The following is a 23,906-nucleotide window of genomic DNA, read 5'->3' as shown; positions in this document are numbered from 1 at the left end:
CGCTCGGGATCATCAGCTCCTGCGCTCGCGCACAGAGCCCTCCTGCGCGACCGAGGCGACCAGCGTGCCGTCAGGCTTGAAGATCGAGCCGCGGGTCAGGCCGCGGCCGCCTTGCGCGCTCGGCGAATCCTGCGAATAAAGCAGCCATTCGTCGGCGCGGAACGGGCGGTGAAACCACATCGCGTGGTCGAGGCTTGCCGGCATCATGCGCTTGTCGAACAGCGTGCGGCCATAGCGCGCCATGATCGCATCCAGCAGCGAGAAGTCCGAGGCATAGGCCAGCGCGCACATATGCAGCGCCGGATCGTCGGGCAGCTTGGCCGCCGTCTTGATCCAGACATGGATGCGGCCGTCCTCGATCTTCTGGCCGAAGTAACGGCCGAGCTCGACCGGGCGCAGCTCGATCGGCCGATCGGATTCGTAGTAGCGGCGGATGAACTCTGGCATCTCGCGGAACATCGGCTGCTTCGCCACCTCCTCCGCGGTGAGCTTGTCCGGCGGCGGCACGTCAGGCATCTTGTCCTGGTGGTCGAACGCGGTCTCTTCCTCGGCATGGAACGATACCATGATCGAGAAGATCGCGTTGCCGTGCTGGATTGCGGTGACGCGGCGCGTCGAATAGCTCTTGCCGTCGCGCAGACGTTCGACCTGGTAGATGATCGGGATCTGCGGATCGCCCGGCAGGATGAAATAGCAATGCAGCGAATGCGGCAGCCGGCCCTCGACCGTGCGGCAGGCCGCGACCATCGCCTGCCCGATCACCTGGCCGCCGAACACCCGCTGCCAGCTCGTCTTCGGGCTGTTGCCGCGGAACAAATTCACCTCGAGCTGCTCGAGGTCGAGGATGGAAATCAGGTCGATCAGGCTTTTGGACATGGTGGTGCTTTCGCATTGTCGTCATTCCGGGGCGCACGCAGTGCGAACCCGGAATCTCGAGCTGATAACCTCTGGATTCCGGGTTCGCGACTTTGTCGCGCCCCGGAATGACACAGACGGGCCGTTCCGCCCTTGTTTCACCGCCCTGTTTCGCCCAGCTCAAGTCTGCTAGCAAGACCCGAGAATTGACTGGGAAGCTTGGCAGAGAAAACTTGGTATGTCGGTACAGGGTCACATAGTCATCGGCGGCGGCGCATTTGCGGGCCTGGCGCTCGCGCTGGCACTGCGTCAGGGGCTCGGCCCCGAGATTGCCGTCATCGTCGCCGATCCCGCGCTCAGCTCACGGCCAAGCCGGGATCCCCGCGCAACCGCGATCGTGGCCGCCTGCCGCCGCCTGTTCGAGGTGCTCGGCGCCTGGGACGATGTGAAAGCCGAGGCGCAGCCGATCCTCGACATGGTCGTCACGGATTCGAAGCTGGAGGACGCCACGCGTCCGACCTTCCTGAATTTCGCCGGCGACGTCGCTCCGGGCGAACCCTTCGCGCACATGGTCGAGAACCGTCGGCTGATCGATGCGCTGGTGGTCCGCGCCGAAGCCGCCGGCATCGATCTTCGCGCAACCACCGTCGCGTCCTACGACGCCAGCGCCGATGGCATTGACGTCACGCTTGGCGATGGCAGCAAGATTGCGGCCAGTCTCCTGGTCGCAGCCGACGGTGCGAAATCGAAGCTGCGCGAGCGCGCCGGCATCGCCACCCATGGCTGGGACTACGACCAATCCGGCATCGTCGTCACCGTCGGCCACGAGCGCGATCACGAAGGCCGCGCCGAAGAGCACTTTTTGCCCGCGGGCCCGTTTGCGATTTTGCCGCTGACCGGAAGGCGCTCCTCGCTGGTCTGGACCGAGCGTCGCGCCGAGGCCGCACGCATCATCGGGCTTGGCGACGAGGAATTTCACGGCGAGCTCGAGCAGCGTTTCGGCTTGCATCTCGGCGAGGTCAAGGCGCTGGACAAGCCGCGCGCGTTTCCGCTGTCCTATTTCGTCGCGCGCTCCTTCGTCGCCGAGCGCCTCGCGCTGGTCGGCGATGCGGCCCACGTCATTCACCCGATCGCGGGGCAAGGCCTCAACATGGGGCTGAAGGATGTCGCCGCGCTGGCCGAGGTGGTGGTCGATGCCGCGCGGCTCGGCATGGATCTCGGTGGCGCTGACGTGCTCGAACGCTACCAGCGCTGGCGTCGCTTCGACACCATGGCGATGGGCGTTGCCACCAACTCGCTCAACTTCCTGTTCTCGAATAAGTCGACGCTACTGCGCACCGTCCGCGACATCGGACTCGGCATCGTCGACCGCACCCCGCCTCTGAAGAATCTGTTCATCCGCCAGGCGGCCGGCCTCACCGGCGAAATCCCTCGCCTGCTAAAGGGCGAGGCGTTGTAGGCGAGTAGCGAATAGAGAGTGGCGAGTAGAGTTTTGCGATTCGCCACTCGCCACTCCCTACTCGCTTAGTCGATCTTCCTCGCCTCTTCCGGCAGCATGATCGGAATGCCGTCGCGGATCGGATAAGCGAGTCTCGCAGACCGCGAGACCAGCTCCTGCTTGGCCGCGTCGAATTCCAGCGGGCCCTTGGTCAGCGGGCAGACCAGGATCTCCAGCAGTTTCGGATCGACGCTGTTTTCGGGGCGTTCGGTGGGCGCGTTCATAGGGGTCTCCGGCATTGGCTTGCCTCTAACACAGAAATTCGCGGTCGCCCATCACCGGCCGTAGCGTTTTCAAGCGAAGTGGACGCCGGTTCGCGTTAAGAAAACGCGTCAAACGCTAGTCAGAGACCATCTTCAGGATCTCGTCGAGCAGGCCCTGGAGCCGCGCGCTCGGCACGGGCGCTGCCGAGAGCGCGAAGCCGAGAAAGGTCCAGTACAGGATTTGCGCGCGCGCCTGCGCTGTCGCGGCGTCGAGTCCCCGTTTCGCCAGCAAGGCCTCGATATAATCGAGCCTGCGGCGGTCGATGGCGCGGACCGCCGCCTGCGCCGCCGCGTCGAACGCCGCCCAGTTACGCACCGCGCGCTCCAGGTCGAGCCGGGCGCCGAAGGTCCTGCGCAGCAGCGCTCTGAGCGGCTCGTCGCTGTCGGCCTCGACGCGAGCGATGATCTCCTCGGCCGCGATCTCGCGCCAGCGCCTCAGCACGGCGGCGTGGAACGCGCCGAGATCGGCAAAATGCCAGTAGAAGCTGCCGCGCGAGACGCCCATGGCCCTTGCCAATGGATCGGCCTTCAGCGCGGTAAAGCCGCCTCTGGTGAGCGCCTTGATGCCCTGGCTGATCCAGTCGTCGGCGGTGAGCTGTTCGGTCATGTCGGGTTCCGATCCCAGACCATACACTAGTGTATTGACAGCCGGCAGGCTAGCCTTTATCCCACCATACACTGATGTATGGAGGCCTTGATGCGTGATCTCTTGCTGCAGTGTGCCGGCGTCGGCGCCATCATCGTGGCGCTCATCCATGGCTATCTCGGAGAAGCCAAGGTCTTTCCCCATGCCACCATCGAGCCGCCGCGGCTCCGCACCCTGGTCCGCCTGGTCTGGCAGGCTTCGACGGTGGCCTGGATCGGCTGCGGTGTGCTGCTGGTCGCCGCGCCCTGGATGGATTCAGCCTCGGCGCGTCGCTGGATCGTCCTCACCATGATCGGCGTGTTCGGCCTTTCCGCCTGCGCCAACGCTTGGGCGACGCGTGGTCGCCACTTCGGCTGGATGGCGCTCACGGCCGTCGTGGTGATGGCGGCGGCCGGTTACTGATCGTCGCAACGACTGCCATCGTCAATTTTCTCCGACGTTAGAGCTTATCTAAATCACGCCCTACCCGAGCCGATTGACTTCATGCCCGCCTTTGCTTCCTTCGGACGCGCCTCGCGCAACGCGGTGCGCAGATGACGGAAAGGAGATGTTCGTGAAGGTCATTCGTGTTGTTGCCATGGCATTGGCGATCGGACTCGGCGCTGGATCGACCGCGATGGCCGACGGTTTCAAGAATTGCACCAAGCTCGACAAGGCGTCATGGAAGCCGGCCAGCGACGCCGAAGCCAAGGCGACGGCGCTGGGTTACGAAGTGCGTCGCTCCAAGATCGAAGGCTCCTGCTATGAGGTCTATGGCGTCAAGGAAGGCAAGCTCTATGAGCTGTTCTACAGCCCGGAAGATCTCAGCCTGAAGCACACGATCGCCAAGTAGGTTTGCCAAGTAAGTTTGCCAGGTAGGGCTTATGCTTTGAAAGTGGTCCCGGCTTGAGCGGCAACGCGGTATCAGACACGTGCGGGGGGGCGAAACGGACCCCCGCGGATCGGACGGTCGCAATCTGGGACCTTCCGCTCCGGCTCTGGCATTGGGCTCTCGCAGCGTGCGTCCTGGTGGCGTGGTTCACACCCACCGTCTACGACAGGCTTCACCGCATCGTCGGCTATGCGGTGATCGGGCTTCTCGTCTTCCGTTTGGCCTGGGGCTTCTGGGGCAGCCGCTATTCGCGCTTTCGCTTGATCGGCGTCCGCCTTCGTGCCGCGCCCTCCTATCTCTGGAACCTGCGCCGCGGCATCACCGGCCGCTATATCGGGCTCAATCCCGCCGGGACGCTGATGCTGGTGGCGCTGCTGCTGTCAATTGCCGTCTCGGCGATCACAGGCGCGCTGTCGGTGACAGTCACCCTCTTCGGCGTCTGGTGGATCGAGGACACGCATGCCTTCGCATCGGACGCCGTCATGATCCTGGTCCTGCTGCACGTTGCAGGCGTGGTGCTGATGAGCCTGCTTCAGCACGAAAACCTGATCCGGGCCATGATCACGGGCCGCAAGCGCATCCGAGGTCATTGATTTGGAATCATCGAGCCGCGGAGCGAAGCGACGCGGGTGAGGGCTTTCTCCTCCAGGGGACTGTCCCATCGAGGAGAAACCCTCTCCCCGACCTCTCCCGCAAGCGGGAGAGGCGGCGCAAGCTCGCTGACAATCTTCGTGATTTGATCCAGCGCAACGCGCTCCTGCATCATTTTGCCTAGTGTTGCTCCAGTTCCGACGTTCGAATGGAGCTTTCCATGAGCACCGCAAGCAGTCCCTACCCCATCGTCCAGGACCTCATCGAGTCCTTCGCGAGTTGGCTGAAGCATCGCCGCGAGATGGCCGAGATGCGGCAGCTTGATCGCTTCGATTTCGACCGGATCGCGAACGATCTCAGGATCGCGCCTGACGACCTCGAAGAGCTGGTCCGCAACGGCCAGCATGCCGCCGACGAATTACCGAAGATGCTGGAGCAGCTTGGCATTAGCGCGGAGGGACTCGGACGCCCACAGCCGCTGCTGCTGCGCGATATGGAGCGGGTCTGCTCGCTCTGCCATAACAAGGGCGAGTGCGACCGCGATCTTGCCGACGGCACCGCGGCTGAAAACTATCACGGCTATTGCGGCAACGCCGCGACGCTGGAATCGCTCGATCGCACTGAGGTCGCGCCGCGTTGACGCGATCCAGTCTGGCACGTGAGGTAGCCCCTCACTCTGCGCCGTATCGTGATTGATCCAGATTTCGGCGTTCTCGGCGCGAAGCAATTCGACGACTTTGGCCATGGACGCGACCGTTGCCTGCTGGTCCGCATTGAAGGACGGCACGCGCATGTGCCGGAGGTTCTCCCTGTTGTGCGCGACGTCGCCGCTCAGCAGCACGGCGCCGCGCCGCGGCAACCTTACAATCAGCGAGCAATGCCCTGGAGTATGGCCCGGCGTGAAGATCATGCGCACGGCGCCGTCTCCGAAGATGTCGTGGTCACCATCGACGATCTCGTAAGGCCGCTCCTTCAACATCTTGTAGTGCGGCAGCGAGTAGCCGAACTCGTCAGGCTCCGGTCCGAACATCGCCTCAAACTCGGCTCGCTGAGCGACCCATTTTGCGTTTTCGAACAGATCGACATTTCCGATGTGATCGAAATGGGCATGGGACAGGACGATCGTGCCGACATCGCGGGGCCGCACGCCGATTTCATCCAACTGGTCGGCGATGGGACGACGCACGATGCCGCGTATGCCATGCGCGATGATCCGTCCTCCGGGTATTTCACCAGCGCATCCTCGATTCCCGTATCCCAGATCAGCCATTCGCCATGATGACTGATGAGATAGGCATTGCAGCTCAGCGTCATGGGGACGCCGACATTGATGCCGGGAGAGTAGATCGAGCCATCCTCGACCTCTGCAATACCGCCATCGAGGATGTAGACCTTGTCGATCGTCGCCATCAGCAACCTTTCACGCCGCCGTTTCGACGCGCCGTTTCATCTCGCGCATGTCGCGCCCGGGCGGCATCCCGAACAGCCGGCAATATTCGCGCGTGAACTGCGTGACGCTTTCGTAGCCGACCTGATGGGCTGCGGCCGCGATGCTCGCGGCATCCGCCAGCATCGCGCGACGCGCCTCAATCAGGCGCAGCTGTTTCTGAAACTTGAGCGGGGTCAAGGACGTGACGCTCCGGAAGTGCGCGTGAAACGCCGACGGGCTCATGCCGGCGGCTCTGGCCAGCCGGTCGATGCGCAACGGCTTGGCGTAGTCGGCACGGATGATGGCAACGGCGCGGCCGATCCGTTTGGCATGGCTGTCGGCAATGCCGAGGGCCCTGATGACGCCACCGTGCCGTCCTGCCAGCAGCCAGTAGTGCAGCTCGCGCAGCAACTGGCCCTGCAAGATCGGCAAGGCTGAGGGACGGTCGATCAGGCGCAACAAGCGGAGCGCCACATCCGCAACCTCCTGTTCCGTAGGCTCGACCCGTAGCGGTTGGGACGGAATGAACGGGAGCGAACCCATCTCGACCACCAGTCCTTCGATGATTGTGGGGTCGAGCTCGAGGACGAGCGAAAGATACGGTGCCGCCGCCGTCGCGCGCGTGATCTGGCTGACAGTCGGCACATCACTCGCAATCAACAGCGAATCGCCTGCACCAAAGTCGAAGGACGTCCGGCCGGTCGCGACACGTTTGGCGCCTTGCAGGACCAATGCGACCAGAGGCTTGGAGATCGCGTACAGGAGCGCGCTCGGCGCGGTCTCCCGGATGATCGAGACACCGGCGAAGGGGGTGGAGGCGATGCCTTTGTCGTCGGCGTGAGCCGCGGAATAACGACTGGCGATCTGGAGCAGCGTTTCGGTCACGCGCCAATTTTAGGCCGAGCCCGGCGCGCAAGCAACAACGCCGGGCAATCAGGCAGAAAAGCAGGAGTTTTGGGCAAGTCCGCCGCCGCCGCATTCTGGAGTGTTGGGCAAGAGGATCCGAGGATCCGGCAACATCGGACGATCGATCGCGGGCAGAAGCAACTCACCGCAACCCCACGAGGAACTTCCGATGCCCACCATTTCGCTCGTCACTGGCGCCAGCCGGGGTCTTGGCCGCAACACCGCGATCGCCATCGCGCGTCACGGCGGCGATGTGATCGTGACGTATCGCAGCGGCGCCTCCGCCGCCCGCGAGGTCGTCACCGAGATCGAGGCGCTCGGCCGGAAGGCCGTCGCGCTCGAACTCGACGTTACCTCCGTCTCGTCATTTCCCGCGTTCGTCGCAGAGGTTCGATCGACGCTGACTATGCATTGGGCCGCGACCACGTTCGATCATCTCGTCAACAATGCCGGCCAGGGCGAGATGGCTTCCATCGCCGAGACGAAAGAGCTGCAATTCGACGCCCTGTTCGACACGCATGTCAAAGGGCCATTCTTTCTGACACAGGCCTTGCTGCCGCTGCTTGCCGACAACGGCCGGATCATCAACTTCTCCAGCGGGCTGACGCGCGTGTCCTTCCCCGGCTTCTCCGCCTATGCAGCCGCGAAGGGCGCGATCGAGGTCTTGACGGTCTATATGGCCAAGGAGTTCGGCGGACGCGGCATCACAGCCAACGTCGTCGCGCCGGGTGCGATCGAAACCGACTTCCTCGGCGGAGCCGTCCGGGACATGCCTGATCTGAACAAGCAATTTGCACAAATGACCGCGCTCGGCCGCGTCGGCCTGCCAGACGACATCGGGCCGATGGTCGCGAGCCTGCTCGGTCCTGACAACCGCTGGATCACGGCCCAGCGCGTCGAGGTGTCCGGGGGCCAGACGATCTGACGAGGCGGCGGCGGTACTCGCGACCGGGTACGAACCGGTCGCGGTCCAGACCCAACGATCAGAAGCCGACGGTCTCGTTCACATAGAACGTGTTGAGAATGGTGACCCGGTCACGATCGGTATGGATCTGCGGACGGCCGTGCCAGCTCATCCGGGTCAGGGTGTGATAGGCCTTCAGGACCACGAAGGCGTAGCCGACATTGGGCAGGAACGGGATCGTCTTCACGGGCTCGAGACAATAGGAGCCGACGTGAAACAGGCCCTTGAGCGAAGCCTGGTAGAGCGTCGTTCCCAGCGCTTCCTGGCTGTCGTCGGCCGGGCAATACAGCTGCATCGTCACGACCTTCTTGCGCGTGTCCGGATGCGGCTTGATCTGATAGCCGTCCCTGTCGACATAGACGACCGGCTTTGCGACCAGCGTCAGATCCTCAGCCTTGGCCACCTTGTCGCCGCGGGCGCGAATCTCGAGCCCGTCATGCAGCCGGTTCCGGATCGCCTGCTCGACAGGCTTCGAGGTCAGCATGGCCGACACGGCCGCCCATGCGGGGCGCAATGACGGCTCGATCTTGTCGACATTTTCACCGTAGAGGCGCAGCGCCATCCGTGTCCCCGTACCGGTGATCGGATCGTAGCCTTGGGTCGGCACGCTCCGGATCATGTCCCGGTAGAAATCCGCGGGGAAGAAATCGCGGAACACGATGTGGGGAAACGGAGACGCGGAATGATCAGCGGCCTCGATGCTGCGCACCGCATGTGCAGTGAGTTCGTCGACGAGATTGGCCGGAGCAGCCACTTCCGCAAGAGCCGTCATGAGGATACCTCACACCAGGTTGGACCCAGTATTTTCAATTCTTTCCGGCATTACCTTGCGACGTGGGCCTTATGCAAGTCAACGGCAGCAACCGCGGCCGATTTTCGCGCGGTCGTGATCAGAAACCTGCGCGGCAAATCAATGCATTCGCGGCGTTTAAAGCCTCAAAACGACCCGCGTTCCGATGCAGTCCAGGTTGACAAAGCGGACTGGCTCACACCTCAGCCCTTGCTCATCGCGGCAATCGCGTCCGCGATCGCGATGGTGCGGCGCGCCATGTCGGCGTGCAGGCGCTCCACCATCGCGCCGTCGAGGCGGATCGCGCCGCGCGAGACGTTTTCCGGCAACTCGAACGCCGCGATGATTTTTCGCGCGCGCGCGACTTCCTCTTCCGGAGGCGTGAAGATCGCGTTGCAGGCTTCGATTTGCGAGGGATGAATCAGCGTCTTGCCGTCGAAGCCGAGATCGCGCGCTTGCGCGCATTCGGTGGCGAAGCCGTCGGGATTGGCGATGTCGCTATAGGGGCCATCGAGGATCTCGAGGCCGGCGGCGCGCGTCGCCAGGATGCAATGCGTGATCATCGGGGTCATCGCGGTGCGGCCGGGCAGCATCCTGATCCGCGTCTCGCGCGAGATGTCGTTGGGGCCGAACACAAAGCCGGCGAGGCGGCACGATGGATCGCGTCCGGCCTCGGCCAGCTCCTCGGCATGCAGCACCGCGCGCGCGGTCTCGATCATCGCCCAGACCTTCACTGATGGCGCGGCGCCGAGATGGGCGAGGTCGCGGCCGATGCTCCGGAGATCCTCGATGCTTGAAACTTTTGGAACCAGGATGCCGTCAGGCGAAGCCTTGGCGGCCATGGCGACGTCTTCGGCCCACCACTGCGTGTCGAGACCGTTGGTCCGGATCAGGACCTCGCGCTTGCCGAAGCCCTTTGCAGCGATCGCGGCGGCTATGCCGTCGCGCGCCGCGGACTTGGCGTCAGGAGCGACGGAATCCTCGAGGTCCAGGATCAGGCCGTCGGCGGCGAGATTCCTTGCCTTTTCAAGGGCGCGAGGATTGGAGCCGGGCATGAACAGATGGCTGCGGCGCGGGCGGGTCATGCTGCGTTCCTTCCTGATGGCTCGGACTTGTTCCAGGTTGGAGGCGATAGCATCTGGCCTGCCCATTCGAAAGGCTTGTTCGCCCTGGCGGTCTATGATTAGGCATAGGTCATGATCACATTCCCGAAGTCCTTGCTGGACGGCTACAACGCCTTCTCCACCAACCGGTTGCCGGCCGAGCAGAACCGTTATCGCGAGCTGTCGGTGAAGGGACAGTCGCCCGAGGTGATGGTGATCGGCTGCTGCGACAGCCGCGTCTCACCCGAGGTGATTTTCGATGTCGGGCCCGGCGAACTGTTCGTGGTGCGCAACATCGCCAATCTGGTGCCGACCTACCAGCCCGACGAGAACGCGCATGGCGTCTCGGCCGCGCTGGAATATGCCGTGACCGTGCTGAAGGTGAAGCACATCGTGGTGCTCGGCCACGCGCAATGCGGCGGCATCCGCGCCTTCGTCGACAAGATCGAGCCGCTCACGCCGGGCGACTTCATCGGCAAATGGATGCAGATGTTCATCAAGCCGGGCGAAGTGGTGGAGCAGCGCGACCACGAGACCATGGCGCAGTTCGTCGAGCGCATCGAAAAGGCCGCAGTGTTCCGCAGCCTCGAAAACCTGATGACGTTCCCGTTCGTGCGCAAGGCCGTCGAGAGCGGCCAGATGCAGCTCCATGGCGCCTATTTCGGCGTCGCCGAGGGAACGCTGTTCGTGCTGGACCAGGCGAGCAAGCAATTCAGGAGCGCGCGGAGCGTGACGTGAATTCGTAGGGTGGGTTAGCCCTGCGGATTGCGCGAAGCGCAAACCGCTTGGCGTAACCCACCGCTTCTCTCACCGCGGAAATGAAAGAGGTGGGTTACGCCGAGCGCCTGCGCTTCGCGCAGCCGCCCGGCTAACCCACCCTACATTCTACATCTTCTTTACGCCGCCTGCTTCTTTGCGCTGATCAGCTTGCGGTTGATCAGGACTTCGGCGATCTGGATCGCGTTCAGCGCGGCGCCCTTGCGCAAATTGTCCGATACGCACCACAGCACGAGTCCGTTCTCCACCGTCGCGTCCTCGCGGATGCGGCTGATATAGGTGGCGTCCTCGCCGGCGGCTTCATACGGCGTGGCGTAGCCGCCGGGCTCCTGCTTGTCGATGACGAGACAGCCGGGCGCCACGCGCAGGATGTTGCGCGCTTCGTCGGCGCTGATCGGATTCTCGAACTCGATGTTGACGGCCTCGGAGTGGCCGACGAAGACCGGCACGCGCACGCAGGTCGCGGAGAGCTTGATCTTGGGATCAAGGATCTTCTTGGTCTCCGCCATCATCTTCCACTCTTCCTTGGTGTAGCCGTCCTCCATGAAGACATCGATGTGGGGGATGACGTTGAAAGCGATGCGCTTGGGAAACTTCTTCGCGACCAGCTCGTCATTGGTGTAGACGGCCTTGGTCTGCGAGAACAATTCGTCCATGGCATCCTTGCCGGCGCCCGACACCGATTGATAGGTCGAGACCACGACGCGCTTGATGGTGGCCTTGTCGTGCAGCGGCTTCAGCGCGACCACGAGCTGCGCGGTCGAGCAGTTCGGGTTGGCGATGATGTTCTTCTTCCTGAAGCCTTCGGTCGCGGCCGCGTTCACCTCGGGCACGATCAGCGGCACGTCCGGGTCCATGCGCCAGGCCGATGAATTGTCGATCACGACGGCGCCGGCGGCGCCGATCTTCGGCGACCATTCCTTCGACACCGAGCCGCCCGCAGACATCAGGCAGATGTCGACATCGGAGAAATCGTAATGCTCGAGCGCTTTGACCTTCAGGGTACGGTCGCCATAGGAGACCTCGACGCCGACGCTGCGGCGTGACGCCAGGGCCACGACCTCGTCCGCGGGAAATTTGCGCTCATCTAGGATGTTGAGCATTTCCCGTCCGACATTGCCGGTCGCGCCGACGACTGCGACTTTGTAACCCATCGTTCACTCTCCGATGAAAAAGCCCGTTCCTGAAGCTGACGCTTAAACAGGAAGAGCAGCGCTTCTATGCGAGAACCGGCCTCAAGACAACGTTGGACCCTGCCTGAAGGCCGTGGATGCAGTCGCCTGAGGCCAGCACGGCCGCAAACCCCACCCAGATCCATCTGGCGCTTGCCAATTTCGCCGACGAGGTGGTCGGCACGCTGGCGCGCCTGTTCGCCTATGTGGGGGCGCTGGCCCTGTTTGCCATCCTGGCGCTTGCCGGGCTCGGCCAGCTGCCCGATTTGCGTGACGACCAGCCCGCCGCGAAGCCGGGGTGGGCTATCGCTGACCGTTCGCATCCGGCCTTCGCCCTCAGCCGGCTCGATACATCAGAGAAAACAGCCTCTTATACGATTTTCAGGCACCCCGAAGGCGGCCGCCGCGACGTCATGCGCTGGGCTGGCAACGCCGACAGACCTTGGGCCGAGCTCGAGATTTACCGGGAGGGCAACGAATTCGACGTGACGCGTCCGGCAGCCGCCGGCCTCGCCATCCAAATGGGCCTCGTGGCGGCCACCGCGCTGGAGCAGGCCGGCCTGATCGACACCAAGTTCGGCCCTGTCGCCCTGTTTCGGCCATCGGGCACAGCGGACGGCTCGCCGGCGTGCCTCGGCTATCTCAAGCGCAACGAGGAGCCACCGCTGCAGATCTCCGGCTTCTCCTGCCAGGGCGACACCATGCCGGCCCGGCGCGCCGCGATCGCCTGCACGCTGAACCGGCTGACGCTGCTGACCTCGGGCAACGAGCCGAAGCTGGCGGAGATGTTCGCCCATGCCGAGCTGAAGCGCCGCGCCTGTGATCCCCAGGGCTCGTCTCCAGGCTCGGCCGACTGGCTGCTGGGCGCGGCGAATGCGCAATTGCGCGGCGCGCTTTGACCCGCATCAAGCTCAAGTCGCTGGTATTCATGCAACTTTTGCCGGCGGGCCCGATTATTCCGTCTTGGTGTGACTGAATAGACCTAGTTGCAGTGCCCTCGGCCGCGCTAGTATGGGGTGAAATCGACTGGCGGCTTGCCGCCTGAAGGGGACGTGATGAGCTTGAATTTCTCTGCCAAACTGGCGGCTTGGCTTGCGGCTGGCGCTGTTGTCGCTGTGGCCTTTGCGGCGCCGGCTTCGGCCGACACCAGGACCAAGCAGCGCTATGACGATCGCGGCCGGATCTATTACGGTCCCAGCGGCCCCAACGCGGTCTACCAGCAGGGCCGTACCCGTATTTACGTGAGCAAGCGCTCCTGGCTCGACGGCGGCACCGAGGTCAATCCAGGCGACCGCAAGTTCAGCGATTACGCCTTCCCGCCGGCCGTCGGTTATCCGTCCTTCGCCCGCGAAAACCTCAACCGCCCGATCGATCGCCAGCCGCTGGCGACCCCGGCCGATGTCGGCGGCTACCCGCAGAATTTCCCGCTGTACTGAGCGGGCATATCGTTCGAATCAAAAGGCCGGGCTCGCGCCCGGCCATTTTTGTTTTTGCGAGATCTCGTAGGGTGAGTTAGCCCTGCAGATGCGCGGAGCGCATCTGCGTGGCGTAACCCACCACTTTGGTTTCCGCAGCGACAGAAGAGGTGGTTACGCCATGCGAATTGCGCTTCGCGCAATCGCAAGGCTAACCCACCCTACCATTCAGCGGCCAGCCGCAAAAGCCGGATCATGGCGCCGGCAAAACTCCTCGATTGCCTCGGAGCGGAAATCGGCGAGGCGTTCGAAGATCAGCTCGTCCGGCCAATCCCACCAGGCGATGCGGCGCAGGCTTGCCGCGACAGCATCATCGAAGCGCTTGCGGATGGCGCGCGCAGGCACGCCGCCGACGATGGTATAGGGCGCGACATCGCGGCTGACGACGGCGCCCGCGCCGATCACCGCGCCGTCGCCGACGCTGACGCCCGGCAGCAGGATCGCGGCGTGGCCGATCCAGACATCATTGCCGACGATGACGCGGTCGTCGCGGCGATCGGCGAAGAAGTCGCGATCGCGCGTTGCGCCCGCCTCGTAATATTCGGGGACATAGGTGAAGCGATGCTGCGACGGCCGCCCCATCGGATGATTGGGCGCGCCGATCCGCACCGAATTGGCGATGGCGGTGAACTTGCCGATCACGGCGTCGGCGACGTCGCAGTTTTCGCCGAGATAGGAGTAATCGCCGAGCGCGGCGTATTCGATGCGGGTATGGCTAAGGATCTCGCAACGCCGCCCGATCTGCGCCTCGCGCTGGCGCACCGTGTCATGGACGAAGGTTTCCGCGATCTTGGGGCGGGGTGCGTCCATGAACGGGCTCCTGACTTCGTAGGGTGGGTTAGCTGCGTGGCTGCGCGAAGCGTAGTCGCGCGGCGTAACCCACCACTTTGGTTTCCGCGGAGACAGAAGAGGTGGGTTACGCCCAGCGAATTGCGCTTCGCGCAGTCCGCAGGGCTAACCACCCTACGACAGCGTTCTTACGCGTGCAGCTTCTGCAATTCCTTCAAAATCGCTTCGCCCATTTGCGTGGTCGAGGCGGCGGTGGTGCCTTCCGACTTGATGTCGGCGGTGCGAAGACCGCTGGCGAGCACTGCGGCGATCGCCTGGTCGACCTTGTCGGCGAGATCGCCCATGTCGAAGGAATAACGCAGCGCCATGCCGAAGGACGAGATCATCGCGATCGGATTGGCGAGACCTTTGCCGGCGATATCAGGGGCCGAGCCGTGCACCGGCTCGTACAGCGCCTTGCGCTTCCCGGTCTTGGCGTCGACCTCGCCGAGCGAGGCCGAGGGCAGCATGCCGAGCGAGCCGGTGAGCATCGCGGCGATGTCGGACAGCATGTCGCCGAACAGGTTGTCGGTGACGATGACGTCGAACTGCTTCGGCCATTTCACCAGCATCATGCCGCCGGAATCGGCGAGCTGGTGCTCGAGCGTGACGTCAGGATATTCGCGCTTGTGGAGCTGGGTCATGACCTCGTTCCAGAGCACGCCCGACTTCATGACGTTGCGCTTCTCCATCGAGGTCACCTTGTTCTTGCGCTTCCTGGCAAGCTCGAAGGCGACGCGGCCGATGCGCTCGATCTCATAGGTGTCGTAGACCTGGGTGTCGATGGCGCGCTTCTGGCCGTTGCCGAGATCGGTGATGGTCTTGGGCTCGCCGAAATAGACGCCGCCGGTGAGCTCGCGCACGATGACGATGTCGAGGCCCTCGACCGCCTCGCGCTTCAGGCTGGAGGCATCGGCCAGCGCCGGATAGCACACCGCCGGGCGGAGGTTGGCGAACAGCGCGAGATCCTTGCGCAGGCGCAAGAGGCCGGCTTCCGGGCGGACCTCATAAGGCACCGAATCCCATTTCGGACCGCCGACCGCGCCGAAGATCACGGCATCGGCGTCCTTGGCCTTGGCCATGTCGCCTTCGGAGACCGACACCTTGTGGGCGTCATAGGCGGAGCCGCCGACCAGGCCCGTATCGGTCTCGAATTTGGCGATCCCTGATGAATTGAGCCAGTCGATCAGCCGCTTCACCTCGCCCATCACCTCGGGGCCGATACCGTCGCCGGGGAGCAGCAGCAATTTGTGGGTCGCCATATCAGTTCTTCCTCGGTTTTCCTCGTCATTGCCGGGCTTGACCCGGCAATNAATCCAGCTTTTTTGAAAGATGGATGCCCGGGTCAAGCCCGGGCAAGACGAGCAGGATGAAATTCGGCCGGAGTGCTAGAGCGGCGTTGCGCGCTTGGCAAGACACCATTGCCGGGGTGCGGCTGTGCAAGGCGGACCGGGCCTGCCACACTGCGCCCCGCCGGAGTACCCCCTTGCCCGCACCTCGCCGCCCACCTGTCGCGCATCCCGCGCGGCTGATCCTGACCCTGTCGCTGGCCGCAACCGTCGGGCTCGGCATCGGCCGCTTTGCCTATGCGCTGGTGCTGCCCGACATGCGGGAGGACCTCGGCTGGTCCTACTCGGCGGCGGGTTTCATGAACACCATCAACGCCGTCGGCTACCTCGTGGGGGCGCTGGCCGCGTCCCGGCTCATCCAGCGCATTGGCTGGTCGGCGGCGATCCGCGGCGGAACCCTCGCCTGCCTCGCCGCGCTGGCCACCTGTGCACTGACGGGGAATTTCATCGCGCTGAGCCTCGCCCGCCTGGTGCTCGGCCTCGGGGCCGCGGCCGGCTTCGTCGCCGGCGGCGCGCTGGCGGCTTCAATCGCGCAGTCGCGCCCTGAACGGGCCAATTTCCTGCTGAGCCTGTTTTACGCCGGGCCCGGAATCGGCATTCTCGCCTCCGGGCTGATCGCACCGTTCACGCTGCAGCATTTCGGTCCGGGCTCATGGTGGATCGTGTGGTGGGCAATGACGCTGCTCTCGGCCGCGATGACCGTGCCACTGTTTCTGGTGCGGATCGAGAGCGGCGCGCGCTTTTCCGAAGGCAGAAACGGCGCCTTCGCAGTTCTCCCGGTGCTGATCTATCTCGCCGCCTATTTCCTGTTCGGCGCCGGTTACATCGCCTACATGACCTTCATGATCGCCTATGTGCGCGACGGCGGCGGCGGGGCCGCGGCGCAGGCGGCATTCTGGGGCCTGATCGGCATGAGTGCGTTCGTCACGCCCTGGGCCTGGCGGGGTGTGCTCGCGCTCGACCGCGGCGGTCTCGCCACCGCGATCATCCTCGGCACCAACGCTGTTGGCGCGGCCTTGCCGATCCTCGGGCACTCGCCCGCATGGCTCGCAATCTCGGCGCTGGTGTTCGGCGTCGCCTTCTTCGCGGTCGTCGGCTCGACCACTGCCTTCGTGCGCTTCAACTATCCGCCGCCGATGTGGCCGACCGCAATCGCGGCGATGACGATCTCGTTCGGCATCGGCCAGACGCTCGGCCCGATCGTGGTCGGCGCGATCACGGACGCGCTGGGGAGCTTGAGCTACGCGCTCAACGTATCGGCGGCGCTGCTGGCGTTGGGCGCGGTGCTTGCGCTGCTGCAACGGAAGGTGGGGCCGGCAAAGCAACCGGTGCCGTAGGGTGGGCAAAGCGAAGCGTGCCCACGCATTTTTCGCGATCGAGAGAGAGGGTGGGCACGGCGCTGCGCGCCTTTGCCCACCCTACGGCAGGGGAGTTCGCCGCTAGCTCCCACTGAACGAATTATAGCCCTGGTCTTCCCAATAGCCGCCCTTGTAGTCGTTGGTGACTTCCATCGAGACGACGTATTTCGGGTTCTTGAAGCCGAGCTTTGTCGGCACGCGAATCTTCATCGGAAAACCGTAGGCGCGCGGCAGGATCTCGCCCGCATATTTGAATGTCATCTGCGTCTGCGGATGCAGCGCGGTGCGCATGTCCAGGGGCGAGTTGTATCCGTCCTTGTCGGCGCACTGGAACCAGACGTATTTCGCGCGGGTGTCGGCGCCGACAAGCTTGAGGAAATCGCGCAAGGGCGTGCCGGTCCAGCTGCCGATCGCGCTCCAGCCTTCGACGCAAATGTGACGCGTGATTTGCGTGAACTGCGGCAGCTTATAGAGCTCGTCCAGCGTCCAGGATTTCTTGTTATCGACCAGGCCGCGCACCTCAAGTTTCCAATCCGCGGCCGAGACCTCAGGCGCGTCGTCGAGATCGTAATAGGCGTTGAACGGGAACGGCTTCGTAATCGCGCTCTCGGGAAAGGTCGGCGCCAGCGCGTCGGGATTGAAGATGAAATCCTGCACCGCGTCGTTGAACTTCGAGACGGACTTCAGCATCTCCTCGGCCGAGGACGAATCGATCACGTCGCAGCCGGTGAGCAGCGTCAGCGCCCCGAGGCTGGCGCCGCCGGCGATGAAGCGGCGGCGGGTGAGATCGGGCATCACCTTGAGGGAGTCCTTGATCAGCAGCCGCTTGTCGACGCCGGGGATCAGGAATGAGCGCTTGGCCATGGTCTCCTCCTCAGCGGCCGATGATCATCGCGCGCAGGCTCTTCGGCACCAAGAGCGCGAGCAGCACGTGAATGACGAGGAAGGCGCAGATCGCGGCCATGCAGAAGAAATGGACGTAGCGCGCGGTCGGATAGTCGCCGAACAACGTCACCAGCCAGTGCAATTGCACCGGCTTCCACATCGACAGGCCCGACAGCACGATCAGCACGCCGACCACGATGATGCCGGCATAGAGCAGCCGCTGCACGTAATTGTAGACGGTGAGATCGTCATGGGCGAGCTTGAACGACAAGGCCGCCTGGACGTCGTGGATCACGCCTGAGGGCGTGATCGGCAGCAGCTTTTTCCGGAAGCGGCCGGTGGCGAAACCGGTGATGAGATAGGCGAGGCCGTTGACCATCAGCAGCCACATCGCCGCAAAATGCCAGAGCAGCGCGCCGCCGAGCCAGCCGCCCAGCGTGATGTCATGGGAGAAGCGGAAGTCGAACAGCGGCGAGGCGTTGTAGATCTGCCAGCCCGACATGATCATCAGGATCATGGCGACGGCGTTGGTCCAGTGCATGACGCGGACCCAGGCCGGCTGGATCACCTTGGCCTTGGTGGCGCTGATTTGCTCGTCGGTCGCGGTAAGGCTCGACATGGTGGTTCCGTCCTGAACGTCGGTGTCGGTGATTATACGCCGGTCCGGCCGCTTTCGTTACGCCACGCGGCAAATCGAATCGATACCGTCAGGCTATGGTGGTCAAAATAATGCGAGCCGGGTGTCCCCGGCTCGCTAATTCGTCCGCATCCTGTCGGGGATGAAACAGGAGGGTGCGGTGTTACGTTGCCGGCATCAGCACGGTGTCGACCACATGGATCACGCCGTTGGACTGGTTGACGTTGGAGATCGTCACCATCGAGGTGCCGCCCTTGGCATCGATGATCCAGACCTTGCCGTCCTGCTTCTTGACGGTGAGTTCCTCGCCCTCGGCCGTCTTCAGCTTCTTGCCATCGCTGAGGTCGGAAGCCTCGAGCTTGCCGGGCACGACATGGTAGGTGAGGATCTTGGTCAGGGTCGCCTTGTTCTCGGGCTTGACCAGGTTATCGACGGTGCCGGCCGGCAGCTTGCCGAAGGCGGCATTGGTCGGCGCGAACACCGTGAACGGGCCCTTGCCTTCCAGCGTCGGGACGAGACCTGCCGCCTTCACCGCCGCCACCAGCGTGGTGTGATCTTTCGAATTGACCGCGTTCTGGACGATATTCTTGGAGGGGAACATCGCGGCGCCGCCGACCATGACGGTCTTTTCCTCGGCGCGGGCGGGCGCGATGATTGTTGCGGTGATGGCCAGCGCGCTGAAGGCAGCAGCGGTGAGATAGGCAATGCGTTTCGACATGGAGAGACTCCCGATTGTGACCGGCGATCGCCGGCGTTTGCGTTGGGGCAACAACGGCGTCTGCGACAGTTGACGTAAAGCAGCAGCGCGTCGTTGGCCGAACTACGGGAGGGTTCGCGCGGCGGTTTCGGGGAATAATTTATTGTGATGCGTGAAACTATGGAGCGGCGTGTCCGTGTGGGGTGGGTGCGCAATCGCACGGTGCCGTAGGGTGGGCAAAGGCTTGAAGCGCCGTGCCCACCATCTCTCTCGATCACGGAAAATGCGTGGGCACGCTTCCGCCTTCGCTCTGCGAGCTACGGCGGACAAGTCGCTTTGCCCACCCTACGGCAGGGTGCCCGCCTCAGTCTCTATTGTTCGGTGTCTGAATAAAGCCGCGATTATGGGTCGGGCTGATCAGGAGCTCGTTGATGCAGACGCGCGGCGGCATCGAGGCGATGAACGCGATGGTGCGGCCGAGATCTTCGGGCTGCAGCATCTTGGCCTGCTCCTCCTCGCTCGGCACCACCGGGCGCAGCTTCAGGATTGGGGTCGCCACTTCGCCCGGCATCAGGCAGCAGGCGCGCAGACCATTGACGCATTCGTCCATGTTGAAGGAATGGGTCAGCGCCAGCACCGCATGCTTGGTGGTGGTGTAGGCCGGGCCCGGCATCTTGGAGACGTGGCGGCCGGCCCAGGACGAGACGTTGATGATCGAGCCGTCCTGCTGCTTGCGCATCGTCGGCAGCACTGCGCGCATGCAATAGAGCACGCCGTTGAGATTGACCTGGACCAGCCTGTCCCAGCCCTCCAGTTCCATATCCTTCCAGCTGCGCTTGGGGACATTGATGCCGGCATTGTTCACGAGCAGATCGATGCGGCCATGCTTCGCGACGATTCCGTCGGCCGCCGTCTGCGCCTGGTCCGCATTGGCCACGTCCAGCGCCATGGCTTCGGCCAAGCCGCCCGCCTTAGTGATCTTCGCGACCACGGTCTCCAAAGCGTCCTTGCGGCGTCCCGAAACCACCACCGTCCAGCCGTCGGCGGCTAACGCCTCGGCGCCGGCCTCCCCGATCCCGCTGCCGCCGCCGGTGACCCAGGCCACGCGTTTCCCATTTTTTGTCATGCAAACTGTCTCCGTTGCTTCATTGGGGCGGTTTTTGCTAATCCAGCCCTCGGTTTTGACCGGCCTTGTCAGTCCTGCGGTCGAGGAAATCTTGCATGAACCACGCAGCCAACGCCAACCTGTTTTCCCGCCTGTTCGACGGCCTCGACGATCCCAAACGCCTCGCGATCGAGACACAGGACGGTGCCCGGATCAGCTATGGCGATCTGGTCGCGCGGGCAGGCCAAATGGCGAATGTGCTGGTCGCGCGCGGCGTCAAGCCCGGCGATCGCGTCGCGGTGCAAGTCGAAAAATCGGTCGCCAACATCGTGCTGTATCTGGCGACCGTGCGGGCCGGCGCGGTCTATCTGCCGCTGAACACCGCCTATACACTGAACGAGCTCGATTACTTCATCGGCGATGCCGAGCCGGCGCTGGTGGTCTGCGATCCCTCCAAGGCGGAAGGCCTCGCCCCGATCGCCGCCAAGGTGAAGGCCAGGATCGAGACGCTCGGAGCTGACGGCAAGGGCTCCCTGACCGACGCCGCTGACAAGGCCAGCGGCGAATTCGCGACGGTCGCACGGGCCAACGACGACCTCGCTGCGATCCTCTACACCTCGGGCACGACCGGCCGCTCCAAGGGCGCGATGCTCAGCCACGACAATCTGGCCTCGAACTCGCTGTCGCTCGTCGACTATTGGCGCTTCACCGACAAGGACGTGCTGATCCACGCGCTGCCGATCTATCACACCCACGGCCTGTTCGTGGCGACCAACGTCACGCTGTTCGCGCGGGCCTCGATGATCTTCCTGCCCAAGCTCGATCCGGATCTGATCATCAAGCTGATGGCGCGCGCCACCGTGCTGATGGGCGTGCCGACCTTCTACACGCGCTTGCTGCAGAATCCTGCGCTGTCGAAGGAGACAACGAAGCACATGCGGCTGTTCATCTCGGGCTCGGCGCCACTGCTGGCCGAGACCCATCGCGAATGGTCCGCACGCACCGGTCACGCCGTGCTCGAGCGCTACGGCATGACCGAAACCAACATGAACACGTCGAACCCCTATGACGGCGAGCGTGTGCCCGGCGCCGTCGGCTTCCCCCTGCCCGGCGTCTCCGTCCGCGTCACCGAGCCCGAGACCGGCAAGGAATTGCCGCGCGACGAGATCGGCATGATCGAGGTCAAGGGCCCGAACGTGTTCAAGGGCTATTGGCGCATGCCTGAGAAGACCAAGTCGGAATTCCGGCCCGACGGCTTCTTCATCACCGGCGACCTCGGCAAGATCGACAACAAGGGCTACGTCCACATCCTCGGCCGCGGCAAGGATCTCGTCATATCAGGCGGCTTCAACGTCTATCCCAAGGAAATCGAGAGCGAGATCGACGCCATGCCCGGCGTGATCGAATCCGCGGTGATCGGCGTGCCCCATGCAGATTTCGGCGAAGGGGTGACGGCGGTGCTGGTCTGCAACAAGGGCGCCGAGGTCACCGAGGCTGCCGTGTTGAAGGCGCTCGACGGACGGCTCGCCAAGTTCAAGATGCCGAAGCGGGTGTTCGTCGTCGATGAATTGCCGCGCAATACGATGGGCAAGGTGCAGAAGAACGTGCTGCGCGATACGTACAAGGATATTTACGCGAAGAAGTGAGGGTGGCGTCTCGTCGCGCGGCATGCGGATGTCGAGAGGCACGCCGCCGATGCCTGAGCATTCGTAAAAACACCGGTACGAGACATGCCGCGGCGGCCGTCTGGGGTGGATTGCAGACGGCGCATATCCGCCGCCTTGCGGAAAATCGATGCGTCTCGCGGAAATAGGCAATGGCACGCACGCTTGCGAAGCGGTCGACGCGCCATGAACTGACTGGTTCGAACCTCGACAGCCGGTCGGCAGCTTGGAGCCGTTCCAATAGTAATTTCAATGCGCCTCAACGGCCGCCACAAAGGATGAACTATTGTTCGTTTCTTCGCCGGTGCACCATTGCTCTGGTATACCAAGGCCCTGATTGGCTTGATGCATCAACGCCGTAGAGCTGAACCCAGGTTCGATTTATGGCGATTTGGTGATTGCGCAGGCGAAATCGACTCCGTAAATAGAGCCGACCTTTCGCGATCCCCGCGCGCGCCCGGCTGGGCCGCCATAAACATCAAAAGCCCATGACCGCACGGATCGAACGACCGCTTTCACCACACATGCAAGTCTACCGCTGGACGCTGACGATGGCGCTGTCCATCGTCCATCGCGCCACTGGTATCGCCCTCTACGTCGGAACCCTGCTGCTGGCCTGGTGGCTGATCGCAGCGGCGTCCGGCTCCGCCGCCGCCTATTCCAATGTGCAGGCTTTCACCGGCAGCATCATCGGCCGGCTCGTCGTGTTCGGCTACACCTGGGCGCTGATGCACCACATGCTGAGCGGTGTCAGGCACTTCGTGTGGGACCTCGGCTTCGGCTTCAAGGCCAATGAGCGCGAGGCGCTGACCTGGGCGGCCCTGATCGGCGGCATCGTGCTGACGGTTCTGATCTGGATCATCGCCTACGCGATCGGAGGTATACGATGAGCGCCAGCGATACGCCGAAGCGCAGCATGCGCACCCCGCTTGGCCGCGTCCGCAATCTCGGCGCCGCGCATTCGGGAACCTCTGACTTCTGGCGCCAGCGCCTCACCGGCGTTGCGATGACCCTGCTGATGCTGCCGGTGATCATCGTCGTCATGATGACGCTCGGCAGCAACCAGGCCGGCGCCAAGGTGATCCTCGGCTCGCTGCCGATCGCGGTGATCATGCTGCTCTTCATCATCGCCAGCGCCTGGCACATGAAGATCGGCATGCAGGTCGTGATCGAGGACTACGTCCACAACGAGAAGCTGAAGCTCATCTCGATCATGCTCAATAATTTCTTCTCGATCGCCGTCGCGCTCGCCTCGACCTACGCGATCATCAAACTGTCATCCGGAGTGTAAGCCATGGCCAACGAGACGAATGGCAAGGCCAACGGCGCTCCCGCCACCAACGGCAAAGCCTATCCGATCGAGGACCACACCTATGACGTCGTCGTGGTTGGCGCCGGCGGCGCGGGCTTGCGCGCCGTGGTCGGTTGCAGCGAGGCCGGCCTGAAGACGGCCTGCATCACCAAGGTGTTTCCGACCCGCTCGCACACGGTCGCGGCCCAGGGCGGCATCTCCGCTTCGCTCGGCAACATGCACAAGGACGACTGGCGCTGGCACATGTACGACACCGTGAAGGGGTCGGACTGGCTCGGGGATCAGGACGCGATCGAATACATGGTGCGCAACGCGCCCGAGGCGGTCTACGAGCTCGAGCATTGGGGCGTGCCGTTCTCGCGCACCGAGGACGGCAAGATCTACCAGCGTCCGTTCGGCGGCATGACCATGGACTACGGCAAGGGCCAGGCGCAGCGCACTTGCGCCGCCGCCGACCGCACCGGCCACGCCATGCTGCACACGATGTATGGCCAGTCGCTGCGCCATGCGGCCGAGTTCTTCATCGAGTTCTTCGCCATCGATTTGATCATGGACGACCAGGGCACCTGCCGCGGCGTGATCGCGCTCAAGCTCGACGACGGCACGCTGCACCGCTTCCGCGCCCAGACCGTGATCCTCGCCACCGGCGGCTATGGCCGCGCCTATGCCTCCTGCACCTCGGCGCACACCTGCACCGGCGACGGCGGCGGCATGGTGCTGCGCGCCGGCCT

At 63.8% G+C, this 23,906-nt stretch carries 27 protein-coding genes and 1 pseudogene; 14 read left to right on the top strand and 14 right to left on the bottom strand.

The window, feature by feature from the left end:
• Positions 1-12: 12 nt before the first annotated feature.
• Positions 13-876, bottom strand: coding sequence for an acyl-CoA thioesterase II (tesB, locus tag AOQ71_RS24975; RefSeq protein ID WP_057752469.1), 864 nt, complete (start codon positions 874-876; stop codon positions 13-15).
• A gap of 217 nt (positions 877-1,093) precedes the next feature.
• Here tesB and AOQ71_RS24970 point away from each other — a divergent pair, with 217 nt between their 5' ends.
• Positions 1,094-2,314 (top strand): ubiquinone biosynthesis hydroxylase, encoded by a 1,221-nt coding sequence (locus AOQ71_RS24970; RefSeq protein WP_057752466.1) that lies wholly within the window; start codon positions 1,094-1,096, stop codon positions 2,312-2,314.
• Positions 2,315-2,379: 65 nt separating this feature from the next.
• Here the strand turns inward: AOQ71_RS24970 and AOQ71_RS24965 are convergent, their stop codons facing one another.
• Both AOQ71_RS24965 and AOQ71_RS24960 read right to left on the bottom strand, forming a co-directional pair.
• A complete protein-coding gene (locus AOQ71_RS24965) occupies positions 2,380-2,577 on the bottom strand; it encodes a Trm112 family protein (RefSeq protein ID WP_057752463.1) in 198 nt (65 codons plus the stop codon).
• Positions 2,578-2,692: 115 nt separating this feature from the next.
• Positions 2,693-3,223 (bottom strand): TetR/AcrR family transcriptional regulator, encoded by a 531-nt coding sequence (locus tag AOQ71_RS24960; RefSeq protein WP_057752460.1) that lies wholly within the window; start codon positions 3,221-3,223, stop codon positions 2,693-2,695.
• A gap of 90 nt (positions 3,224-3,313) precedes the next feature.
• Between AOQ71_RS24960 and AOQ71_RS24955 the strand changes: the two genes are divergently transcribed.
• The 4 genes from AOQ71_RS24955 to AOQ71_RS24935 all read left to right on the top strand — a co-directional run bounded on the left by AOQ71_RS24955 (position 3,314) and on the right by AOQ71_RS24935 (position 5,364).
• Entirely contained in the window at positions 3,314-3,664 is a 351-nt protein-coding gene (locus AOQ71_RS24955; protein ID WP_057752525.1) for a hypothetical protein, read from the top strand.
• A 151-nt stretch (positions 3,665-3,815) separates the two neighbouring features.
• Positions 3,816-4,094, top strand: coding sequence for a PepSY domain-containing protein (locus AOQ71_RS24950; protein WP_057752522.1), 279 nt, complete (start codon positions 3,816-3,818; stop codon positions 4,092-4,094).
• A 53-nt stretch (positions 4,095-4,147) separates the two neighbouring features.
• Positions 4,148-4,726 carry a cytochrome b/b6 domain-containing protein gene (locus AOQ71_RS24945; protein WP_057752457.1) on the top strand — a complete coding sequence of 193 codons (579 nt, stop codon included), beginning with the start codon at positions 4,148-4,150 and terminating at the stop codon, positions 4,724-4,726.
• Between the two features lie 218 nt (positions 4,727-4,944).
• Positions 4,945-5,364: a hypothetical protein gene (locus tag AOQ71_RS24935; protein ID WP_057752519.1), complete on the top strand. Its 420-nt coding sequence runs from the start codon at positions 4,945-4,947 to the stop codon at positions 5,362-5,364.
• 153 nt (positions 5,365-5,517) lie between these two features.
• On the opposite strand, the pseudogene AOQ71_RS48425 reads toward AOQ71_RS24935, so the two are convergent.
• Positions 5,518-5,994, bottom strand: a pseudogene (locus AOQ71_RS48425) (N-acyl homoserine lactonase family protein); the annotation flags it as partial.
• A gap of 150 nt (positions 5,995-6,144) precedes the next feature.
• The gene (locus AOQ71_RS24925; RefSeq protein ID WP_057752448.1) at positions 6,145-7,038 is read right to left on the bottom strand and encodes an AraC family transcriptional regulator; all 894 of its coding nucleotides are present in this window, start codon (positions 7,036-7,038) and stop codon (positions 6,145-6,147) included.
• 190 nt (positions 7,039-7,228) lie between these two features.
• Between AOQ71_RS24925 and AOQ71_RS24920 the strand changes: the two genes are divergently transcribed.
• Positions 7,229-7,984 (top strand): SDR family NAD(P)-dependent oxidoreductase, encoded by a 756-nt coding sequence (locus AOQ71_RS24920; protein ID WP_057752445.1) that lies wholly within the window; start codon positions 7,229-7,231, stop codon positions 7,982-7,984.
• A gap of 58 nt (positions 7,985-8,042) precedes the next feature.
• Here AOQ71_RS24920 and AOQ71_RS24915 read toward each other — a convergent pair whose 3' ends face one another.
• A complete protein-coding gene (locus AOQ71_RS24915) occupies positions 8,043-8,795 on the bottom strand; it encodes a hypothetical protein (RefSeq protein WP_057752442.1) in 753 nt (250 codons plus the stop codon).
• A 221-nt stretch (positions 8,796-9,016) separates the two neighbouring features.
• Positions 9,017-9,898: an HpcH/HpaI aldolase/citrate lyase family protein gene (locus AOQ71_RS24910; RefSeq protein WP_057752440.1), complete on the bottom strand. Its 882-nt coding sequence runs from the start codon at positions 9,896-9,898 to the stop codon at positions 9,017-9,019.
• Positions 9,899-10,009: 111 nt separating this feature from the next.
• Between AOQ71_RS24910 and AOQ71_RS24905 the strand changes: the two genes are divergently transcribed.
• On the top strand, positions 10,010-10,654 hold the full coding sequence (locus AOQ71_RS24905; protein WP_057752435.1) for a carbonic anhydrase: 645 nt from the start codon (positions 10,010-10,012) through the stop codon (positions 10,652-10,654).
• A 158-nt stretch (positions 10,655-10,812) separates the two neighbouring features.
• Here AOQ71_RS24905 and AOQ71_RS24900 read toward each other — a convergent pair whose 3' ends face one another.
• On the bottom strand, positions 10,813-11,847 hold the full coding sequence (locus AOQ71_RS24900) for an aspartate-semialdehyde dehydrogenase (RefSeq protein ID WP_057752433.1): 1,035 nt from the start codon (positions 11,845-11,847) through the stop codon (positions 10,813-10,815).
• Positions 11,848-11,963: 116 nt separating this feature from the next.
• Here AOQ71_RS24900 and AOQ71_RS24895 point away from each other — a divergent pair, with 116 nt between their 5' ends.
• Positions 11,964-12,764, top strand: a complete 801-nt coding sequence (locus tag AOQ71_RS24895) for a hypothetical protein (RefSeq protein ID WP_057752429.1) — start codon at positions 11,964-11,966, stop codon at positions 12,762-12,764.
• Positions 12,765-12,920: 156 nt separating this feature from the next.
• The gene (locus tag AOQ71_RS24890) at positions 12,921-13,301 is read left to right on the top strand and encodes a hypothetical protein (RefSeq protein ID WP_057752426.1); all 381 of its coding nucleotides are present in this window, start codon (positions 12,921-12,923) and stop codon (positions 13,299-13,301) included.
• Between the two features lie 207 nt (positions 13,302-13,508).
• Here the strand turns inward: AOQ71_RS24890 and AOQ71_RS24885 are convergent, their stop codons facing one another.
• Positions 13,509-14,150 (bottom strand): DapH/DapD/GlmU-related protein, encoded by a 642-nt coding sequence (locus tag AOQ71_RS24885; RefSeq protein WP_057752424.1) that lies wholly within the window; start codon positions 14,148-14,150, stop codon positions 13,509-13,511.
• A gap of 167 nt (positions 14,151-14,317) precedes the next feature.
• A complete protein-coding gene (gene leuB / locus AOQ71_RS24880; protein ID WP_057752421.1) occupies positions 14,318-15,430 on the bottom strand; it encodes a 3-isopropylmalate dehydrogenase in 1,113 nt (370 codons plus the stop codon).
• A 224-nt stretch (positions 15,431-15,654) separates the two neighbouring features.
• Between leuB and AOQ71_RS24875 the strand changes: the two genes are divergently transcribed.
• Complete coding sequence (locus tag AOQ71_RS24875; protein WP_057752418.1) at positions 15,655-16,854, top strand: YbfB/YjiJ family MFS transporter; 1,200 nt, start codon at positions 15,655-15,657, stop codon at positions 16,852-16,854.
• Positions 16,855-16,956: 102 nt separating this feature from the next.
• Here the strand turns inward: AOQ71_RS24875 and AOQ71_RS24870 are convergent, their stop codons facing one another.
• From AOQ71_RS24870 to AOQ71_RS24855, 4 genes are all read right to left on the bottom strand, one after another.
• Entirely contained in the window at positions 16,957-17,739 is a 783-nt protein-coding gene (locus tag AOQ71_RS24870) for a molybdopterin-binding protein (protein WP_057752415.1), read from the bottom strand.
• Positions 17,740-17,749: 10 nt separating this feature from the next.
• The gene (locus AOQ71_RS24865) at positions 17,750-18,379 is read right to left on the bottom strand and encodes a cytochrome b/b6 domain-containing protein (protein ID WP_057752413.1); all 630 of its coding nucleotides are present in this window, start codon (positions 18,377-18,379) and stop codon (positions 17,750-17,752) included.
• A gap of 181 nt (positions 18,380-18,560) precedes the next feature.
• A complete protein-coding gene (locus AOQ71_RS24860; protein ID WP_057752410.1) occupies positions 18,561-19,115 on the bottom strand; it encodes a fasciclin domain-containing protein in 555 nt (184 codons plus the stop codon).
• 343 nt (positions 19,116-19,458) lie between these two features.
• Positions 19,459-20,220 carry an SDR family oxidoreductase gene (locus AOQ71_RS24855; protein WP_057752408.1) on the bottom strand — a complete coding sequence of 254 codons (762 nt, stop codon included), beginning with the start codon at positions 20,218-20,220 and terminating at the stop codon, positions 19,459-19,461.
• 95 nt (positions 20,221-20,315) lie between these two features.
• Here AOQ71_RS24855 and AOQ71_RS24850 point away from each other — a divergent pair, with 95 nt between their 5' ends.
• From AOQ71_RS24850 to AOQ71_RS48420, 4 genes are all read left to right on the top strand, one after another.
• On the top strand, positions 20,316-21,845 hold the full coding sequence (locus AOQ71_RS24850; protein ID WP_057752405.1) for a malonate--CoA ligase: 1,530 nt from the start codon (positions 20,316-20,318) through the stop codon (positions 21,843-21,845).
• 506 nt (positions 21,846-22,351) lie between these two features.
• Complete coding sequence (gene sdhC / locus AOQ71_RS24845; protein WP_057752402.1) at positions 22,352-22,753, top strand: succinate dehydrogenase, cytochrome b556 subunit; 402 nt, start codon at positions 22,352-22,354, stop codon at positions 22,751-22,753.
• Positions 22,750-23,154: a succinate dehydrogenase, hydrophobic membrane anchor protein gene (sdhD, locus tag AOQ71_RS24840; RefSeq protein ID WP_057752399.1), complete on the top strand. Its 405-nt coding sequence runs from the start codon at positions 22,750-22,752 to the stop codon at positions 23,152-23,154. The genes sdhC and sdhD overlap by 4 nt, the downstream gene beginning before the upstream one ends.
• A 3-nt stretch (positions 23,155-23,157) precedes the next feature.
• Positions 23,158-23,906: FAD-binding protein (locus AOQ71_RS48420; protein WP_245317103.1), on the top strand; the 749-nt coding region annotated here is incomplete at its 3' end.

This window comes from Bradyrhizobium manausense, from assembly GCF_001440035.1.
Taxonomy (GTDB): Bacteria; Pseudomonadota; Alphaproteobacteria; order Rhizobiales; family Xanthobacteraceae; genus Bradyrhizobium; species Bradyrhizobium manausense.
This window is presented reverse-complemented; position numbering and strand designations above follow the sequence as displayed.

What these genes read in the sequence shown, in the direction of transcription:
- AOQ71_RS24905 (WP_057752435.1), top strand. Translation starts at nt 10,010, where the DNA reads ATGATCACATTCCCGAAGTCCTTGCTGGACGGCTACAACGCCTTCTCC.
- AOQ71_RS24855 (WP_057752408.1), bottom strand. Translation starts at nt 20,220, where the DNA reads ATGACAAAAAATGGGAAACGCGTGGCCTGGGTCACCGGCGGCGGCAGC.
- tesB (WP_057752469.1), bottom strand. Translation starts at nt 876, where the DNA reads ATGTCCAAAAGCCTGATCGACCTGATTTCCATCCTCGACCTCGAGCAG.
- AOQ71_RS24920 (WP_057752445.1), top strand. Translation starts at nt 7,229, where the DNA reads ATGCCCACCATTTCGCTCGTCACTGGCGCCAGCCGGGGTCTTGGCCGC.
- AOQ71_RS24870 (WP_057752415.1), bottom strand. Translation starts at nt 17,739, where the DNA reads ATGGCCAAGCGCTCATTCCTGATCCCCGGCGTCGACAAGCGGCTGCTG.
- AOQ71_RS24965 (WP_057752463.1), bottom strand. Translation starts at nt 2,577, where the DNA reads ATGAACGCGCCCACCGAACGCCCCGAAAACAGCGTCGATCCGAAACTG.
- AOQ71_RS24955 (WP_057752525.1), top strand. Translation starts at nt 3,314, where the DNA reads ATGCGTGATCTCTTGCTGCAGTGTGCCGGCGTCGGCGCCATCATCGTG.
- sdhC (WP_057752402.1), top strand. Translation starts at nt 22,352, where the DNA reads ATGACCGCACGGATCGAACGACCGCTTTCACCACACATGCAAGTCTAC.
- AOQ71_RS24970 (WP_057752466.1), top strand. Translation starts at nt 1,094, where the DNA reads ATGTCGGTACAGGGTCACATAGTCATCGGCGGCGGCGCATTTGCGGGC.
- AOQ71_RS24850 (WP_057752405.1), top strand. Translation starts at nt 20,316, where the DNA reads ATGAACCACGCAGCCAACGCCAACCTGTTTTCCCGCCTGTTCGACGGC.
- AOQ71_RS24935 (WP_057752519.1), top strand. Translation starts at nt 4,945, where the DNA reads ATGAGCACCGCAAGCAGTCCCTACCCCATCGTCCAGGACCTCATCGAG.
- AOQ71_RS24860 (WP_057752410.1), bottom strand. Translation starts at nt 19,115, where the DNA reads ATGTCGAAACGCATTGCCTATCTCACCGCTGCTGCCTTCAGCGCGCTG.
- AOQ71_RS24885 (WP_057752424.1), bottom strand. Translation starts at nt 14,150, where the DNA reads ATGGACGCACCCCGCCCCAAGATCGCGGAAACCTTCGTCCATGACACG.
- AOQ71_RS24915 (WP_057752442.1), bottom strand. Translation starts at nt 8,795, where the DNA reads ATGACGGCTCTTGCGGAAGTGGCTGCTCCGGCCAATCTCGTCGACGAA.
- sdhD (WP_057752399.1), top strand. Translation starts at nt 22,750, where the DNA reads ATGAGCGCCAGCGATACGCCGAAGCGCAGCATGCGCACCCCGCTTGGC.
- AOQ71_RS24960 (WP_057752460.1), bottom strand. Translation starts at nt 3,223, where the DNA reads ATGACCGAACAGCTCACCGCCGACGACTGGATCAGCCAGGGCATCAAG.
- AOQ71_RS24890 (WP_057752426.1), top strand. Translation starts at nt 12,921, where the DNA reads ATGAGCTTGAATTTCTCTGCCAAACTGGCGGCTTGGCTTGCGGCTGGC.
- AOQ71_RS24910 (WP_057752440.1), bottom strand. Translation starts at nt 9,898, where the DNA reads ATGACCCGCCCGCGCCGCAGCCATCTGTTCATGCCCGGCTCCAATCCT.
- AOQ71_RS24900 (WP_057752433.1), bottom strand. Translation starts at nt 11,847, where the DNA reads ATGGGTTACAAAGTCGCAGTCGTCGGCGCGACCGGCAATGTCGGACGG.
- AOQ71_RS24865 (WP_057752413.1), bottom strand. Translation starts at nt 18,379, where the DNA reads ATGTCGAGCCTTACCGCGACCGACGAGCAAATCAGCGCCACCAAGGCC.
- leuB (WP_057752421.1), bottom strand. Translation starts at nt 15,430, where the DNA reads ATGGCGACCCACAAATTGCTGCTGCTCCCCGGCGACGGTATCGGCCCC.
- AOQ71_RS24895 (WP_057752429.1), top strand. Translation starts at nt 11,964, where the DNA reads ATGCAGTCGCCTGAGGCCAGCACGGCCGCAAACCCCACCCAGATCCAT.